At 37.8% G+C, this 16,948-nt stretch carries 19 protein-coding genes and 1 other annotated feature; of the genes, 4 read left to right on the top strand and 15 right to left on the bottom strand.

Translation table 11 applies throughout. From position 1 onward, the window contains the following. Positions 1-191 precede the first annotated feature (191 nt). From argH to OSO01_RS17740, 6 genes are all read right to left on the bottom strand, one after another. Positions 192-1,568: an argininosuccinate lyase gene (gene argH / locus OSO01_RS17765; RefSeq protein WP_147211785.1), complete on the bottom strand. Its 1,377-nt coding sequence runs from the start codon at positions 1,566-1,568 to the stop codon at positions 192-194. Beyond that, entirely contained in the window at positions 1,565-2,818 is a 1,254-nt protein-coding gene (locus OSO01_RS17760; RefSeq protein ID WP_147211784.1) for an argininosuccinate synthase, read from the bottom strand. The genes argH and OSO01_RS17760 overlap by 4 nt, the downstream gene beginning before the upstream one ends. A 244-nt stretch (positions 2,819-3,062) precedes the next feature. Then, positions 3,063-3,425: a GNAT family N-acetyltransferase gene (locus tag OSO01_RS17755; protein ID WP_186813694.1), complete on the bottom strand. Its 363-nt coding sequence runs from the start codon at positions 3,423-3,425 to the stop codon at positions 3,063-3,065. Then, on the bottom strand, positions 3,368-3,649 hold the full coding sequence (locus OSO01_RS17750; RefSeq protein WP_147211782.1) for a hypothetical protein: 282 nt from the start codon (positions 3,647-3,649) through the stop codon (positions 3,368-3,370). Before OSO01_RS17750 ends, OSO01_RS17755 begins: the two co-directional genes overlap by 58 nt. A gap of 105 nt (positions 3,650-3,754) precedes the next feature. After that, positions 3,755-4,402 (bottom strand): SDR family oxidoreductase, encoded by a 648-nt coding sequence (locus OSO01_RS17745; protein ID WP_147211781.1) that lies wholly within the window; start codon positions 4,400-4,402, stop codon positions 3,755-3,757. An 81-nt stretch (positions 4,403-4,483) separates the two neighbouring features. Then, positions 4,484-4,897, bottom strand: a complete 414-nt coding sequence (locus OSO01_RS17740) for a GNAT family N-acetyltransferase (RefSeq protein WP_147211780.1) — start codon at positions 4,895-4,897, stop codon at positions 4,484-4,486. A 150-nt stretch (positions 4,898-5,047) separates the two neighbouring features. Between OSO01_RS17740 and OSO01_RS17735 the strand changes: the two genes are divergently transcribed. After that, positions 5,048-5,290, top strand: coding sequence for a hypothetical protein (locus tag OSO01_RS17735; protein WP_147211779.1), 243 nt, complete (start codon positions 5,048-5,050; stop codon positions 5,288-5,290). 365 nt (positions 5,291-5,655) lie between these two features. On the opposite strand, the gene pstB is transcribed toward OSO01_RS17735, so the two are convergent. From pstB to OSO01_RS17715, 4 genes are all read right to left on the bottom strand, one after another. Then, on the bottom strand, positions 5,656-6,477 hold the full coding sequence (gene pstB, locus OSO01_RS17730; protein WP_186813695.1) for a phosphate ABC transporter ATP-binding protein PstB: 822 nt from the start codon (positions 6,475-6,477) through the stop codon (positions 5,656-5,658). Between the two features lie 55 nt (positions 6,478-6,532). Continuing rightward, the gene (pstA, locus tag OSO01_RS17725) at positions 6,533-7,423 is read right to left on the bottom strand and encodes a phosphate ABC transporter permease PstA (protein ID WP_147211777.1); all 891 of its coding nucleotides are present in this window, start codon (positions 7,421-7,423) and stop codon (positions 6,533-6,535) included. Position 7,424: 1 nt separating this feature from the next. After that, complete coding sequence (pstC, locus tag OSO01_RS17720) at positions 7,425-8,369, bottom strand: phosphate ABC transporter permease subunit PstC (RefSeq protein WP_147211776.1); 945 nt, start codon at positions 8,367-8,369, stop codon at positions 7,425-7,427. 80 nt (positions 8,370-8,449) lie between these two features. Beyond that, positions 8,450-9,409 carry a PstS family phosphate ABC transporter substrate-binding protein gene (locus OSO01_RS17715; RefSeq protein WP_186813693.1) on the bottom strand — a complete coding sequence of 320 codons (960 nt, stop codon included), beginning with the start codon at positions 9,407-9,409 and terminating at the stop codon, positions 8,450-8,452. 401 nt (positions 9,410-9,810) lie between these two features. Then, positions 9,811-10,081: a binding site (T-box leader), on the top strand. A 98-nt stretch (positions 10,082-10,179) separates the two neighbouring features. On the opposite strand from OSO01_RS17715, the gene OSO01_RS17710 reads away from it, so the two are divergent. Further along, complete coding sequence (locus OSO01_RS17710; protein ID WP_147211774.1) at positions 10,180-11,031, top strand: SAM hydrolase/SAM-dependent halogenase family protein; 852 nt, start codon at positions 10,180-10,182, stop codon at positions 11,029-11,031. Between the two features lie 133 nt (positions 11,032-11,164). Here the strand turns inward: OSO01_RS17710 and OSO01_RS17705 are convergent, their stop codons facing one another. The 5 genes from OSO01_RS17705 to OSO01_RS17685 all read right to left on the bottom strand — a co-directional run bounded on the left by OSO01_RS17705 (position 11,165) and on the right by OSO01_RS17685 (position 14,728). Beyond that, positions 11,165-11,854, bottom strand: a complete 690-nt coding sequence (locus OSO01_RS17705) for an ABC transporter ATP-binding protein (protein ID WP_147211773.1) — start codon at positions 11,852-11,854, stop codon at positions 11,165-11,167. A 6-nt stretch (positions 11,855-11,860) separates the two neighbouring features. Beyond that, positions 11,861-12,928 carry an ABC transporter permease gene (locus OSO01_RS17700; RefSeq protein WP_147211772.1) on the bottom strand — a complete coding sequence of 356 codons (1,068 nt, stop codon included), beginning with the start codon at positions 12,926-12,928 and terminating at the stop codon, positions 11,861-11,863. An 87-nt stretch (positions 12,929-13,015) separates the two neighbouring features. Continuing rightward, on the bottom strand, positions 13,016-13,954 hold the full coding sequence (locus tag OSO01_RS17695) for an aminoglycoside phosphotransferase family protein (RefSeq protein ID WP_147211771.1): 939 nt from the start codon (positions 13,952-13,954) through the stop codon (positions 13,016-13,018). A 32-nt stretch (positions 13,955-13,986) separates the two neighbouring features. Continuing rightward, positions 13,987-14,544, bottom strand: coding sequence for a peptide deformylase (gene def, locus OSO01_RS17690; protein WP_147211770.1), 558 nt, complete (start codon positions 14,542-14,544; stop codon positions 13,987-13,989). Beyond that, on the bottom strand, positions 14,528-14,728 hold the full coding sequence (locus OSO01_RS17685; RefSeq protein ID WP_147211769.1) for a helix-turn-helix transcriptional regulator: 201 nt from the start codon (positions 14,726-14,728) through the stop codon (positions 14,528-14,530). The genes def and OSO01_RS17685 overlap by 17 nt, the downstream gene beginning before the upstream one ends. A 245-nt stretch (positions 14,729-14,973) precedes the next feature. Between OSO01_RS17685 and OSO01_RS17680 the strand changes: the two genes are divergently transcribed. Together OSO01_RS17680 and OSO01_RS17675 are read left to right on the top strand one after the other, a co-directional pair. Then, entirely contained in the window at positions 14,974-16,086 is a 1,113-nt protein-coding gene (locus tag OSO01_RS17680; RefSeq protein ID WP_443093868.1) for a YibE/F family protein, read from the top strand. Then, on the top strand, positions 16,083-16,865 hold the full coding sequence (locus OSO01_RS17675) for a YibE/F family protein (protein ID WP_147211767.1): 783 nt from the start codon (positions 16,083-16,085) through the stop codon (positions 16,863-16,865). Before OSO01_RS17680 ends, OSO01_RS17675 begins: the two co-directional genes overlap by 4 nt. Positions 16,866-16,948 lie beyond the last annotated feature (83 nt).

Here is a 16,948-nt window from a genome sequence, read left to right as displayed (position 1 = left end):
GGAAATCCTGAAAACAGCTGCTATATTAAAAAGGAAAAAGCAGTACTCTTCTGTCTTATTGCTTTTATTTTCCCATTTTCAGATATTTTTAATCCGTTCTATTTTATTTTTCGTTGCAAAATAACAGAGCTCATCAGCAATTGATATGAGCTCTGTTATTTTATCTCACTTATCTACTATACCTCATTTACTTAAGACGATTCCAATAATTGCTCTGCCTTCGCAATTTGCTCCAGCACACTTTGTTTTGCCGTACCGCCGGCAGCAGACCTTGCATTAACAACCGTTTCCGGCTTCAACGCTTCATAAATATCCGCTTCAATAACCTCTGAATATTGTTTAAACTCTTTTAAGCTCAGGTCAAGCAGATAAGTTCCTGCTTGAATACAATTTAAAACAACCTGTCCGACAACGGCATGTGATTCACGGAAGGTAAGCCCTTTATTCACCAGATAATCTGCTAAATCAGTGGCATTGGAGTAATCATTCGTAACAGCGTTGTACATACTTTCCTTATTTATTTCCATTGATCCAATCATCCCGGCAAAGAGCTGTAGCGCGCCTTTCAGTGTCTCGTGAGAGTCAAACATCCCCTCTTTATCCTCTTGCATATCTTTATTATATGCCAAAGGCAAGCCCTTTAAGGTAGTCAGCATCCCGATAAGATTACCGTAAAGACGCCCGGTCTTTCCGCGAACAAGCTCTGCTACATCCGGGTTTTTCTTCTGTGGCATCATGCTGCTTCCTGTTGTATAGGAATCATCCAGCTCAACAAAATTAAATTCTGCGCTTGACCACTGTACCAGTTCTTCACAAAGACGGGACAAATGTGTGCCGATTAAAGAACCGTTGGAAAGGAATTCCACTACAAAATCACGGTCACTTACAGCATCCAGGCTGTTTTCACAAATCCCGTCAAAATCAAGCTGCTCAGCTACAAAACTACGATCAATCGGGAAGGTTGTACCTGCCAGTGCTCCTGCACCTAATGGTGACTTATTTACGCGCTTCAAACTGTCCTCCAGACGTTCCACATCGCGTTGAAACATAAATACGTACGCCATCATATGATGCGCAAATAAAACAGGCTGAGCACGCTGTAAGTGCGTATATCCAGGCATAATGACATCTATGTTTGCTTTTGCCTGCCCAATGAGTGCCTGCTGGACTGTTTTTAATAGTGATTTTAATTCGGAGATAGCTTCCCTTGCATACAGACGCATATCCAAAGCTACCTGGTCGTTTCTGCTGCGTCCGGTATGAAGCTTGCCACCCACTTGTCCAATCTCTTCAATCAGCAGCCGTTCCACATTCATATGAATATCTTCATCTGCCTCAGATAGCTCTGCTTCCCCTGCTTCAATCTTACTGAGAACCTTTTTCAAGCCCTCAGCAATCTGGTCGGCTTCTTGAGCAGGTATGATACCGCATTTTTTCAACATAGCAACATGAGCCAGACTGCCTTTAATATCATATTTTGCTAACTTCTGGTCAAAACGAATCGACGAGGTATACTCGTCGACTAATTCATTCGTTGGTTTTGTAAATCTTCCACCCCATAATTTCACGGATTAACAGCTTCCTTTACCTCTAGTTTTACTTTCTCAATCGATTTCTTTCCCTGAGGACCATTTACTGAAGCATGTACCTGTGTAGGCAGTCCCCATAATTTAATAAATCCTAATGCTGCATCATGGTCAAATGCATCGTCCTTATTGTAAGTTGCTAAGTCAAAGTCATATAAGGAGTTTGCAGACTCTCTTCCGACAACATGTGCATGACCTTTATACAGCTTCACTTTTACTGTACCAGAAACATGCTCCTGTGTCTTCTCAATAAAGGCTTGTAGCGCCTCTGTTAACGGTGAGTACCATAAGCCGTAGTAAACAGCCTGCGACAGCTTCTGCTCAACAATCGGTTTAAATTCTGCTACTTCACGAGGCAGAGTTAATGCTTCCAGTTCCTGATGTGCGTTAATCAATGTCATTGCTGCTGGAGCCTCATAAATCTCTCTTGATTTAATTCCAACTAAACGATTTTCCACATGATCAATTCTTCCAACTCCATGTTTTCCAGCAATCTCATTCAAAGTTAAAATTAATTCATCCAAATCTAATTTTTTGCCATCTAATGAAACTGGCTTTCCTTGTTCAAAAGTAATCTGAACTGTTTGAGCTTCATCAGGTGCATCTTCTGGATCCTGCGTTAAATCATAGGCATCCTTTGGCGCCTCTGCCCACGGATCCTCTAAAATACCACATTCGTTACTTCTGCCCCACAGGTTCTGATCAATACTATATGGACTTTCCTTTTTAATTGGAACTGGAATATTATGTTCCTTTGCATACTCAATTTCTTCTTCCCTGGACATTGCCCATTCACGAACTGGTGCAACAATTTTCAATTCAGGATTTAACGCTGTAAATGCAACATCAAAACGAACCTGGTCATTCCCTTTTCCCGTACAGCCATGCGCTACAGCTACTGCTCCTTCTTCTCCTGCAATATCCACTAGTATTTTTGCGATCAATGGACGGGATAATGCTGAAATTAACGGATATTTTCCTTCGTATAACAGGTTAGCCTGTAATGCCGGCAATACATATTCTTCTGAATAAAGCTTTTTCGCATCAATCACGTACGACTTAATTGCACCAACATCCAGCGCTTTTTGTTTCACGAACTCTAAATCTTTTCCTTCTCCTACATCCAATGCAACTGCAATCACATCATAATTATATTTATCCTGCAGCCACTTTACTGCTACAGATGTATCTAATCCTCCAGAATAAGCTAAAACGATCTTGTCTTTTGCCACTTAAAAAATCCCCTCTCATAAATGTGCTATTATCGAATTATTATGCATTATTATGTATAATAATGCAAGAGGTATTTTGAAATTTATTTATTTTTTCGGGAAATTCAGCTTTCCCCCTGTCCGCACAAGTAATTCCAAGCTTTTTTATTTGTTTGCAGAAACATATAGAGCGGAATAAGTGAGCGTTTGTTCAGAAAAAAATCCTTTTTAGGGCAATAGATTTATGTATATTTTTCTTATTAAGTTATGTTTCATTTTTATATTTGTATTGTTCGGGAAAGTTAAAGTGATTCCCATTTAGTAATTTTCCCATAATCACCTGAAGGTTATCCTTTGAAATAATGGGTGCATCCTTTTTTATAACTTCCCATCCTTTCTTCCTATACAAATTTAATGCAGGCTTGTTCTTGATAGCAGTTGTTAATACAGCAGTTCCACAATTCGTATTCTCCAATAATTCATCATGCAGTTTACTTGCAACACCGAGACGTTTATAAGAGTGATTTACTGCCAGCTCTACAAACTCAAAACAATCAGCTAACCAAAAGTCTATTTTATCGTCTGATAATTGATTAGCAATTTTTTCTCTGTAAAATTGTTTGGACAAACTTGTATAGCCATATGCAAACCAATTAATTTCCCTTTTGCATCCTTGCATTTCAAACCGATAAAACCTTCATAACCGGTATGCTTTCTTATATTTTTCACTGCATTTTCTTTATCTTCCAGCAAAATATTATCCGTTAAAAAAGTCATACAATATAGTTTTGCAATTTTTTCTATATCAGAATCATTGCTGTTGAAGTAATCAATTTCTATGTTTTCTAACATTTTAAAACCCTCTCTTCTTCACTATTATAAATATAACTTTCCGAGCTCCACACTAATACTTAACAATCAAAAAAGACGCCCTGAAAAGAGCGCCTGAATAAGCATTTAAATTTTCTTAACAGCATCGCTTACTGAATCTTCCCCGGTAATTAAATCGAAGCCCTTTCTATACGTGTTTTTCGCTTCCAATACTTCGACAATGACAGCTGCTACATCTTCGCGGGGTATGCTGCCTCGTTCCAGATTTTCACTCGCCTGTACTTTTCCTGTACCCGGTTCATTCTGCAAGCCGCCTGGACGAACGATTGTATAGTCAAGGCCGCTGTGTATCAACGTTTCATCAGCAAAGTGTTTAGCCACCATATATGGTTTAATTGGACTGTCTGCCCAGCTGTCACGATTATGCGCCTGGAATGCACTGACCATAACAAAACGTCTCACATTCGTATTTTTTGCTGCTTCAATTGATTTTACAGCTCCATCTAAATCAATAAGCAATGTTTTATCCAGACCGGTATGGCCGCCAGAGCCTGCTGTAAATACTACTGCATCTGCGCCCTTCAAAGCATCCTCCAAACCGGAAATACTGCCTTCTAAATCTGCTAAAACAGCATGAACTCCATTTGCTTCCAGTTCTTTTTTCTGTTCTTCTTTTCGGACCATTGCCGTAACCTCATGCTGTTCATTGATATGAAGCTGATTAACAAGATGTCTTCCAATTTGTCCATTCGCTCCAATAACAACTACGTTCATTCTTAACAACTCCTCTTCATATAATGCTTCTATTTTAAAATGTTCCCTTCCAGAAAGTATCCAAACTTGTTTTCTATCCGGTTAAGACTTGAGTTGCGCGAAAGCTACTGCATCTCCTTGATCACATGACTTAAATCCATTTTTCTCATAAAAATATCTGGTATTAGGAGCTTCCTCTGTTAACAATACTTTTTGATTGACACCTGCATATTTATTTAACACACTTTGCATTAATTCAGAGCCTATTTTTTGATTATGGTATGCATTTTTTACAAGCAAATCTTGAATATAAATAATAGATAGACCGTCTTCCACCACTCTAATTAATCCAATTAATTCATCTTCATGCCAGGCCGTTAAAACATATAAAGAGTTTTCAACAGACTGCTGCAGCCTATCCACATCTTTTGTGTAAGCAGACCAGCCAACATCTGTATACAAATCCTCCAAAGGCCTCTGATCCAGCTTTTTCATTTCTTGATAATTAATTTGCATACTATTCACCTTCTTATTTTTAAACTAATCTTATTATAACCTGCAGACCAAAGTATACATAAGATAACGCTTTCCTAATTATATACAGTACGTTTTACCTTTTATATTAAGGGAAGAATGATTATATGCTTAGCAGAAGGTGGGATTAATATGGATTCAGCTAAAAAAGGATTTATTCTGAGCGGAATTATTTATTTTTTCATTTCTATTCTATATGAGCTTTATCCGACAAATTGGCTGGCTTTAATCGAGCTATTGGTTGTGGCATCTTTTATTCTATTATTATTATGGACTTATACCAGTTTCACAACCAGAAGGTATATCCATCTCTTTATAGCATTGGTCATACTTGTGCCAGCTGCATTTAGAATTATTTATAGAATAGTTTCTTAATAGTAAAACTTTATTCAGCGGGCGTTTTTCCCACTGTTCTTGTTAAGGAAATCTTATACCCGATTGCACCGTGATAAATATAAAGAAAACGAGTGATTTTACAAATTATTAAAGACTTTTATAGTTTCCTGGGGCAGAAAATTAGACAGAACAAGATTTTTTCCAAAAATAAAGAACCAAGCTAACAAAAATGGATCTATTATAATGAATCCTGCGTTATCCACACAATGTGGATAACTTTAAAAACCCTCTTCTGGAAAGGCCATATAAAATATTCTCTGTCCTTCTATCATACATTGAATTTATCCATCTGAAATACAAAAAAGAATGACCCGGAAAGCCATTCTCATAGAAGTCTTATTCACTTATCCAAATCGTCCAGAGATATAATCTCCTGTGCGCTCATCCGTAGGATTATTGAAAATATGATCTGTTTTATCATATTCAATAATTTCTCCATTCAGGAAGAATGCTGTTTTGTCAGAAATCCGGGCTGCCTGCTGCATATTATGCGTTACAATAACAATGGCATAATCCTTCTTCAATTCCTGTACAAGCTCTTCAATTCGCAGAGTTGATTTCGGATCCAGCGCAGATGTCGGCTCATCCATTAAAATAACATTCGGCTCGACGGCTAAACAGCGGGCAATACATAGACGCTGCTGCTGTCCACCTGATAACCCATACGCATTATCATTAAGACGATCCTTTAATTCATCCCAAATAAATGCGCCACGCAGGCTTTTTTCAACGATCTCATCAAGTATCTTTTTATTTTTAATACCATGGATTTTTGGGCCATAAGCAATATTTTCATAGATTGATTTTGGAAATGGATTTGCTTTTTGAAATACCATTCCCACCTGAGTCCGCAGATCTTCTACACGAAACGATTTATCTAAAATATTTTTTCCTTTATACGTTATCTGACCAGATGTTTTTACAATTGGAACCAGTTCCACCATACGGTTTAATGTCTTCAAATATGTTGACTTTCCGCACCCGGACGGCCCAATAATTGCTGTTACCTCTTTTTCCTTAATATCCATATTAATATTTTTTAAAGCATGTGTTTCTCCATACCATAAATTTAACCCTTTTGTATCATAAACTACTTCTTTTTCCACTTCCGGTTCGCTTCTTTCGTTTTCATTTCTTACAAGTTTCAAGTTAATTGCTTTTGTCATTACAGTACTCATTTAGGATAATCTCCTCTCTTATATTAAATCTCTTTTTATTTATTTAGTAACGCTGCTGAAATTTATTTCGAATCAGGATTGCGATAGAGTTTAGCAAAAATAGCAAAACTAATAGTACAATAATTGTCGCCGCTGCTAAGTTCGCATATTCTGCTACAAGAGAAGCATCAATAGTCCAATAATAAATTTGCATTGGTAATGCCGTAAATGTATCAAAAATACCTTCTGGAAACGGGATTAATAAAGCTGGTATACCAAGAACGGTTAATGGAGCTGTTTCCCCTATTGCACGCGATAATGCTAAAATTGCTCCCGTTAAAATCCCAGGTAATGCTGCCGGCAGAATAATACGACGTACAGTCTGCCATTTTGTTGCTCCCATGCCGTAGGACGCTTCACTCAAGCTACCCGGCACTGCCCGAAGAGCTTCTTGTGCTGCAACAATTACGATTGGAAGCACAAGCAAAGCTAATGTTAACCCGCCAGCTAAAATAACATTTCCAAATTCTAAAGCACGGACAAATAATGTCAGACCTAATAGTCCATAAACAATGGATGGAACACCTGCTAAGTTAGAAATATTTGTTGCAATAAAGGATTGAAGTTTTCCTTTCTTTGCATAAAGCTCCAGATAAATTGCTGTCCCTACTCCAATTACCATTGTTACCGGAATAACAACTACCATCAGCCATGCAGTTCCTAGAATTGCTCCCATAATACCCGCTCTGCTTGCATCCGTTGATAGATGGTTCTTTAGAAAGTCAATATTGATATATTCTATTCCCTGCGTAAAAATACGGACAAGTAATACTGCCAGTACAATCAGACCAAATAATGTAGAGGCAAAGAAAAGGCCTTTCCAGCCTGCATTCTTTCGTACACGAGATGACATACGCTTTCCGACCAGTTCTGCATCCATATATTTTGTTGCCATCTTAGTACTCCTCTCTAAATTTACGTGAAATATATTTTGCTAATAGATTCATAATTAATGTGAAAACAAATAACGTTAGTGCCACAGCATAAAGACTATAATAAATTGTTGTTCCTGCTGCTGCTTCTCCCCCGGCTACCTCTACAATATAAGCAGTCATTGTCTGCATAGACCCAGTAATGTCAAAGGAGAAATTCTTAGAGCTTCCACTTGCGATAGCTACAATCATCGTTTCCCCTATTGCCCGGGAAATACCAAGCACAAAGGAAGCAATAATTCCTGATAATGCTGCAGGGATAACTACTTTAAATGTTGTCTCCAGCTTCGTTGACCCAAGTGCTAAAGCTCCTTCTCTCATAGAGTTAGGAACAGATGACATCGCATCCTCTGACAGCGAAGCAATCATTGGAATAATCATCACACCCATGATAATTCCCGGACTAAGAATATTTGTCGCTTCAATAGATGGGAAAATCATTCTCAGTAAAGGTGTTACAAATGTAAACGCAAAGAACCCGTAAACAATTGTTGGCACTCCTGCCAGGATCTCCAATAACGGTTTTATCACTCTTCGTACGTTATCAGGAGCATATTCACTTAAATAAATCGCCGACATCATCCCGATTGGCCCAGCTACCAGCATTGCAATAACTGTTGAGATAATCGTTCCATTTAATAAAGGTAATACACCAAATTCAGGGTTTTGGCTTAACGGCTTTAATACCGTTCCTGTAAAGAAATCAAGAATCGGCACATTCCGGAAAAACGCAACTGATTCAGCAAACAAAGTATAAATAATCCCGATTGTTGTAAGAACCGATATGGAAGCAATAATCAATAATAGACCCGGTATCATCCGTTCTAATTGATTAAAAAATTTCCGCTTCCGCTTTTGTTGCTCAATCATTTCACTAACCGACGTACGGTTCTTATTATCTGCAGCCATTATTCAAAAGCCACCTTTCCTCATCAAAAAATAAGAGGAAGATGAGAGGTGCAGCTGCACCTCTCATCTATCTTCTTTTCTTATTCTATTCCTTCTAAAGCTTCCAGCTGAGACTGAACTTCCTCATCAGGAATTGGTGCAAATCCAGTCTCACCGGCAATATTATTCGCATTTTCTAAAACATATTTTGCATAATCAAGAACTTGTGGTTTTTCCTGTGCATGATTTACATTCAAGTAAGTGAATACGGGACGTGTATAATCTGCGTAAGGTCCATCCTCTGCAATGGTATCCAGGGAAGGTTCAACTGCCCCTTCTCCAAAATCAATAGATACTGCATTAATCGTGTCCTGATTACTTTGATAGTAACCAAATCCAAAGAATCCAATGGCATTCTTATCTTCCGAAACCAGTGTTACTAATGTTGAGTAATCTTGCTGAAGATCAATGCCATTTACTAAGTCTTGTTCTTCTAAAATAGTTTCGTAAAAGAACTCATATGTTCCATGATTTTCATTTGGACCATACGTTTTAATATCTTCATTTGGCCAAGAATCATCAAGATCTGACCACTTTGTATATTCACCAAGGAAAATCCCCTGTACCTGCTCTGGTGTTAACTCTGTTGCCCAGTCATTATCTGGATGCGTCACAATTGTTAAACCATCTAATGCAACCTTTAACTCTTGAACCTCAATACCTAATTCATCTGCTTTTGCCTGTTCTTCTTCTTTTATTTCTCTTGATGCATCATTAAAGTCTGTCCCGTTTTCAACTAGGAATTTTTGAAAACCTGCACTCGTCCCGGCACGACTTACTTCTATCGAAACGCCCTGCTGCTCATTTAACATATAGTCTTCAGCTAAACGTGCCATTAATGGAAATACAGTACCTGAACCATCAATTGCGATATTTCCTGTCAGTTCTTCTCCATTATCAGATCCAGAATCTCCTGCACTATCTGCATCATCTGAACCACATGCTGTTAAGAAAACTAAAACAGAAACTAAAAAGAATAAAGTAATACGTTTAAAGCTCATCAAAGGGCCCCCTTAAAATTCATCCTATATTTACTGGACATTTCTTCTCTGTCCTTACTTTGAAGTATAGAGAAGAATTATTAATATAGTTTGTTGTTAATGTAAAGAGTATGTAAATTATCTTAAAGAGGGCTTAATAAAGTTAGAAAATCCAACTGAAGAAAAGATATACAGCTGCTACGTTCTACGCTCTTTTGTATGCTTGTCCCGTTTTAAATGAAAAATATCATTTATTTCTTTATTAATATCTTATGCACGGATATTCCATTTATCATTTAAATGGATAAACTTCCGAAATATCTTATATTACCATCTCAGCTTTCACGTTATCATTTTGCTACAACCGCTTGCATTTTATATGACAATTACTTATAATGACGATAATTCACATTTGTTATTTATCAAAAGCGTTGAAGAGGAAAAGTAAGATTCACCTATTTTTTCACAGAGAACTTCGGTAGCTGAAAAGAAGTAAAAATAAGAATCTGAACAATGGTCTCTGAGCTTCGTGCTGAAAGTATCCCTTAGATATAAGTAGGTTCCGGCGAGATTTGGTACTCGTTATCAATACCACAGTATAAAAGCTCCATGCTTTCGTACTTGATGAGGCTGTATGTGTGAGCATACAGTAAAATAAGGTGGTACCACGTAAATTCCAGCCACGTCCTTATCGTTTATTCGATACGGGCGTGGTTTTTTAATTTCTTATTAGAAAAGGAAACCAGCTACTCATCAGCGAAAATAAAGGCTAACATACAGGAGGGTTTTAAATGGGCAGAAATTTAGTAATTCAAACAGACTTTGGTATCAGTGATGGTGCAGTCAGTGCAATGTATGGGGTGGCACTTACTGTAGATTCCAATCTCCGGGTATTTGATCTGACACACAATATCCCGCAATATAACATTTGGGAGGGTTCTTATCGTTTGTATCAAACTTTACCATACTGGCCAGAAGAGACGGTTTTTATTTCTGTAGTCGATCCGGGAGTTGGTACTTCGAGGCTGAGTGTTGTTGTGAAAACGGTGAATAACCAGTATATCGTGACACCAGATAACGGAACACTTACTCATATTAAGAAGGATATCGGCATCAAGGAAGCAAGAATTATCGATGAAAAAACAAATAGGCTGCCCCAATCAGGTGAATCCTATACGTTTCATGGCCGGGATGTTTATGCGTACACCGGAGCAAGACTGGCATCAAATACAATTACCTTTGAAGAAGTCGGACCGGCTATTGATACAGATGATATTGTCGAATTAACAAAACCGGAGGCATTTATAGAAGATGATATTGTCTACGGTAATATTGATATATTGGATATCCGTTTTGGTAATCTATGGACCAATATCAGCCGAGAGTTATTCCAAAAAATCAATGTTGCACACGGTGATGCTTTTGAAGTTACCATTGCCACTAATCGTCAGCAAGTATATAAAAATATCATGACATATAGACATTCCTTTGCCGAAATTCGACTTGGTGAGCCTTTACTATATGTGAATTCATTAGATAATTTAGGCGTAGCTATCAACCAGGGTTCCTTTGCCAATGCATATCATGTTGAAACAGGACCTCATTGGCAGATTATTATTCGTAAAGCGTCGAAAACGGATTGATTTTAAATAGATAATAGTGTTTTATTCTATGAGGATTTTTTAACAGCAAAGCTTTAAATGATATGAAATATTATTTAAATAAAAAGTGATCCATTGCCGTAAACCGGCTCTGCATCACTTTTTATTACGTCTACTATAATGTATCATACACTCTTTCCTGTAATTCCATCTTACCGTCTGTAATCTTATATACTTTATCACAATCATCAATCAGGCGCGTATCATGGGTCACAACAATGGTTGCTGTCTGCTTTTCTTTGGTTATTTCTTTCAGCATATTCATTACCTCAAACGCGCGATCAGAATCGAGGGATGCAGTTGGCTCATCCGCTAAAATAATACTTGGGTTGGTATAAAGTGCTTTGGCAATTGCAACCCGCTGCTTTTCCCCGCCGGATAAGTCCTTCGGAAAGTTACGGATTAAATGGTCAATTCCCAGTGACTGATAAAGCTCCTTCGCCTCCTCCTTTTGCAGATTCCCTTTCTTTACCTTATCTAACAGCTGCATCTGCTGTCCGACATTTAAATAAGGTATGAGATTAGATGCCTGTAATACAAAACCGACTTCCTTCAGCCTTAATGCAGCACGTTTTTTCTCCTTTAAATCCGCCAAAGCTGTTCCATTAATCATTACTTCCCCGTCAGTTGGTGTCTGCAGTCCGCCTGCAATAGTTAAAAATGTACTTTTTCCTGATCCGGAGGGACCAATCACAGCAATTAATTCTCCTTTTTCAGCTTCAAAATCCGTTTCTTTCATTGCTTCCACTTTTGTTCTGCCGGTTCCAAAAGTTTTCTGTACCTTCTTCAATTCTAAAATAGCCATGCTCTCTTACCCTCCTATCGCCTTTAATGGATCAATTCGTACAATGGTCTGTACGGAGATTAATGCTCCAATTACTGACACAACAATCAGGATGATTCCATAAATCAACATTTCGATGTAATTAAAGGCTACCGGTACTGCCGCAGGTAAAAATAAGCCTGTGATTACCGCCAAAAACAGCCCGATCATAACACCAGCTAAAGAAAGTAAAAATGTCTGGGCCACTACAGAGCCGGCCAAGTACCCGGATGATATCCCCTGCGCCTTCATTACCCCAAAAATACTTATCTTCTGAATGGTAAGTACATAAAGAAAAATTGCCAGTACAACAGCCGATATAATAAATAAGAAGTATATCATCAATGTCAGCGTCAAATTTTGTTCTGTATAGCCTGGTAAATTTTCTATAAAAGTTTCTGTATCAATAACCTGTAATGTTTTGTCTGCTTCCACATTATTTAAATTATCTGTACGAATGATGAAGGCATTAATCGCATCACTATCTTCTTCAGCAAATTCCCCGTATTGAAGGGTCTCCAGTGTATCCTGGTCCGTGAACAGTACTGGCGCTGCATTAAACCTTGCTTTATCAGTAAATCCGACAATTTCTAACGTTTCATCTGTAGAAGACAGAGAAAGCTCGTCACCGATTTCAAAGCCGTCTTCTTTTAATGTATCATCAGCTATGACTTCCCCTTCATCCACAAAAGCATTTCCTTCGGTAACATCCGGCATGATAAAGGAAGATGGATCTACTGCAAAAATATATACATTTTCTTTTTTATCCCCGTTACTGGCAATCGCACTCAGCTGAGATAATTCGGTATATTCATCAACGCCGCTCCCATCAAAATCATCCTTGGACAGGATAGATTGCTGCAGCCGCAAATCCGATTCTTCTGTCAGAATAATCCCATCTGCTTCCCATTTATCAACAGCTTCACGGTTTAATTGCTCTAATCCATTTGCCAGCCCTGATAAAAAGAAAACCAGGTAAGAAATAAGCACCAAAACACCAATAACCAATGTAAAACGCAGCTTGTTATTCCTTATTTCGTTCCAGGCTAAAAACATAAATTCACTTCCCTTTGGCTTCATTACAACACAAATACCTTTGCCTATTCCCTTTTTATAGCGTGTTTAACCCGATATCATAAAGATTTAGTTTTCAAGATCTGTTAATTCTTTTAAGTAACCAATAATTTCATCTTTATCCTTTGTACTAAGCTCTTCATATAACAGCTGCTCGGTAAACTCCCAAATATCTTCAAGTTTCCTTTTTAACTGATAAAAAGTGAGAGCATCTTTATTTATATGATAATTTTTATGATATTTCCGATAAATTTCCATAAATTTCTTGAAATACGGCTCACTTGTCAGAAACATCATGTCTGCTTCAGCAGGAGCCAGTTTCAAACCCTCCCAATCGATTACCAACAGGTTCTCTGCCTGCATTAAATTCCAATGATGAAGGTCCGTATGGCACAGCACCCTGTTTAATGAGGCAGATTTCAGTTTTGTTGAGAGCTCTTTTACGTTAGTAATCCACTTGTTTATACGCTCCTGGTTCTCATGCAGAAATAAATGCAATTCTTTTGGAACATGCTCCTCACTGTAATCGAGCACCTTTTCCAATTCTCTTATAAAGGGTACCTCAAAATCTTCTGTCAGGGCCCCCGTTGGAAAAGGGATTTCCTCACCAAATGAATGAAGTGCAGCAATGATATGTGCCAATTCTTCTGTCTGCTGCTCTGTTAAATCCTGTTCACCAATTGTCTTCCCATTAATAAAAGGATACAGTAAATAAATATTTTCCTCATCGTCACATTTGTAGTAGCCTTCCTTTGTCTGCATCGGAACAGGAATTCTACCTTTTAAATTACTGTTATGTTCTATCCATTCGACTATCGGAACATATTGATCAATCAATGCAGTTAATTTTGGTGTCGACGCCCGGTTCTTTTCATATACCTTTAAAAAATAAACAGCTTTACCTGCTTTTATCTCAAAGGCAAGCGATGCCCATCCCCCTTGTTTGGATTGTATTTGTACCGGGTGGACGTCATATTCTTCTTGTAACATGGCAGTAAATTTGTTCATTTCCAAACCTCTTTTCTGAGAATTTTGTCCTCCTATTGTAAATTCAAAAATGGTTTTTCTTTATCAATACGGTCAAAAAACATAATTCCATCCAGATGATCCATCTCATGCTGAACTAGAATAGCGCTATATCCTTTAAAGGCATAGGTATGCTTCTTTCCTTCTATGTCAAAGGCCTTCACCTTTATTCTTTCATAGCGCAGCACATGCCCGCGTATTTCTCTATTTACAGATAGACATCCCTCTCCCTCCGGAAGGTAGATTGTATTTGCAGAATGGCTGATCAGCTTAGGATTAATCAGCTTTAATTCTATTGTTTCACCCTTTTCCGTCTGGTAAAGTGCTGCAAACATTCTTTTGTTGATACCCACTTGATTCGCTGAAAGCCCAGAGCCCGGCCTTAACTTATATTTCCTTGCCAGTTCAGGATTCTGACTGTTTTTTAAATAGGTCAGCATACATTCCAGTTCTGTTTTCGTTTCTTCCGTAACAGGCATGCGCACTGGATCCAGCTGTTTTCTTAAAATAGAAGCTCCTTCTTTTTTAATGTCTTTCATTGTAATACGGTACCCTTTATGGAATTTCGTCATAAATAAACACCTCTTCCAGATTTTTATCCAGCGCTCTCGATATTTTAAATGCCAGCACTAAAGCAGGGTCATATTTATCATTTTCAACACAGTTAATTGTTTGTCTGGAAACGCCACAAAGAAGAGCCAGCTTTGCTTGAGTTATATTTGATTGCTTCCTTATTTTTTTGATAAAATTTTTCAATGTTCAAGCTCCTTTTGTCAAAAGTATTTGACAAAATTATAGCATTACTCCCTTCATAATGTCCAAAGCTTTGGACATTATAAAATACCCTCCTCCTTTTGGTACATACTAAAATAAGAAGGTTATGCATCTCCCCTTTGCTTTATACCGGAAAATTTTTCGAAGTTGTATGTATCTCCTTCTAATTAAAAGTGTTATCATAGTATATGTTTTCAGAAATACAAATAGGAAACCCTATTTTTGGAGTGATCACATTGAAAGCATGGTTAAAAAACCGGACAAAAAGCCAAATAATTACCGTTTGTTTATTACTGATCGGTTTTATTGCATCTATGATTTTTATCAATAATAATTATGATTTATATGATAGAACGATTGTTCAAATAACCGATGTGCAGGAAATAAATAGAGAAGATCAGGTTGATACACATGGAAATAAAGACGAGCATGTTACACAGCATATCGTCGGGGAAGTAAAAAATGGACCTGATAAAGGAAATTTAACTAAATTTGACAATGAATATATCCAGTCCCTGGCATTGGATTATGAACTGGCTGCTGGAGACGAGATTTTTCTTGCCCAGGATGGCGAGGCCACTGGTGATATCAAACGGGATAAATATTTCGTATTTGTAGCATGGATATTCCTGGCTATTTTATTAGCTGTCGGTAAATCCAGAGGAGCTTTATCTGCACTCAGTCTGCTCGTCAATGCAGTCATCTTATCGGTTGCTTTAGATATTTATATTCAACATCCAAGCATCAGCTTGTCGCTCATTACATTAATCAGTATCATCATTTTTACGGTGCTGTCTTTACTGATGGCAACAGGCTTTAATGAAAAGACCTATACAGCTATTCTCACGACACTGATTGGTACAGGTGTATCTCTGGTTATTGCTTATGTAGCACTACAGTTTACTGCTGAACAGGGCTTACGCTATGAAGAGATGGCATTTCTAACCCGGAATCCGCAAACTATCTTTATGGCAGGACTTTTGATTGGCTCATTAGGAGCCGTCATGGATGTTGCTATTACCTTGTCTGCTTCCATGTTTGAAATGTATGAGAAAAATAATCATATTAGCCTAGAAACATTAAAAAAAGCCGGATATGAAATAGGCAAGGATATTATGGGTACAATGACAAATATTCTATTTTTTGCCTATGTCAGCGGATCGATTCCAATGCTGTTAATTTATTTTAAAAATGCAGCTCCATTCGGTTTTACTGTATCCATGAACCTTTCTCTTGAATTAGCACGTGCTTTAGTTGGCGGAATTGGTATTGTCCTGACTATTCCTATTGCTGTGTATATATCTATTTTCTTCATCCGCAGAAAGCAGGCGAAATTATGAATGTACTCGTATTACTGGCAATCGTATTATTTGCACTAATGGCTTGGGTTGGCGGAATGAAGGGTGTTCGGTCCTTTATCGCACTCTTTATTAACTTTCTCATTGTTCTGATGGCTGTTTTCGTCATGAATGACCCGTCCGGAAACCCGATTATTATTGCGCTTATCGCGGTCGGCTTTATCAGCGCGGTCAGCCTCTTCTTCATTAATCAGGTAAATAATAAAACAATGCTTGCTTTTTTAGCGACGATTGCAACGACGGTTATCTTAATCTTTTTCATTATTATTCTGACCGAACAATCAATGATTTACGGACTCGGAGAAGAAGAGTCTGGCGAAATAACCACGTTCAATGTTCATATCGGTCTTAATTTTGTTCAAATTGCTACAGCAGTTATTCTGATGAGCACCATTGGAGCAATTGTGGATACAGCAATTTCCATCACCTCTCCCATGCGTGAAATTTATGAGCAGAATCCGGAGATTTCCAGAAAAGATTTATTTTTAGCCGGCATCCGGATCGGCAGAGATATTTTAGGGACAAGTACAAATACATTGTTCTTTGCCTTTTTCGGAGGCTATATGGGGCTGTTAATCTGGTTTAAGGATTTGGATTACTCAGTAGGCGATATTATGAATGCGAAAGTGTTTAATGATGAATTGCTGACAATCTTTATTTCCGGTGTCGGAATCGCCCTGGTTATTCCAATTGCCGCTCTGATGAGTGCGTATTATTTGAAGAAAAAAAAGAAAGATATCGTGTTAGAGGATAATGAATAAACAAAAATATAATCTAGTTATAAGAGAGCCTAGCCGCTGCAAAATCAGTGTCTGGGCTTTCTTATATATTTTATATTATAAAA

Origin of the sequence: Oceanobacillus sojae (genome assembly GCF_007991515.1) — a bacterium.
GTDB classification, from domain to species: domain Bacteria; phylum Bacillota; class Bacilli; order Bacillales; family Amphibacillaceae; genus Oceanobacillus; species Oceanobacillus sojae.
Note: the sequence above shows the minus strand (reverse complement) of the source record. Positions and strands in the feature narration are given on the sequence as shown.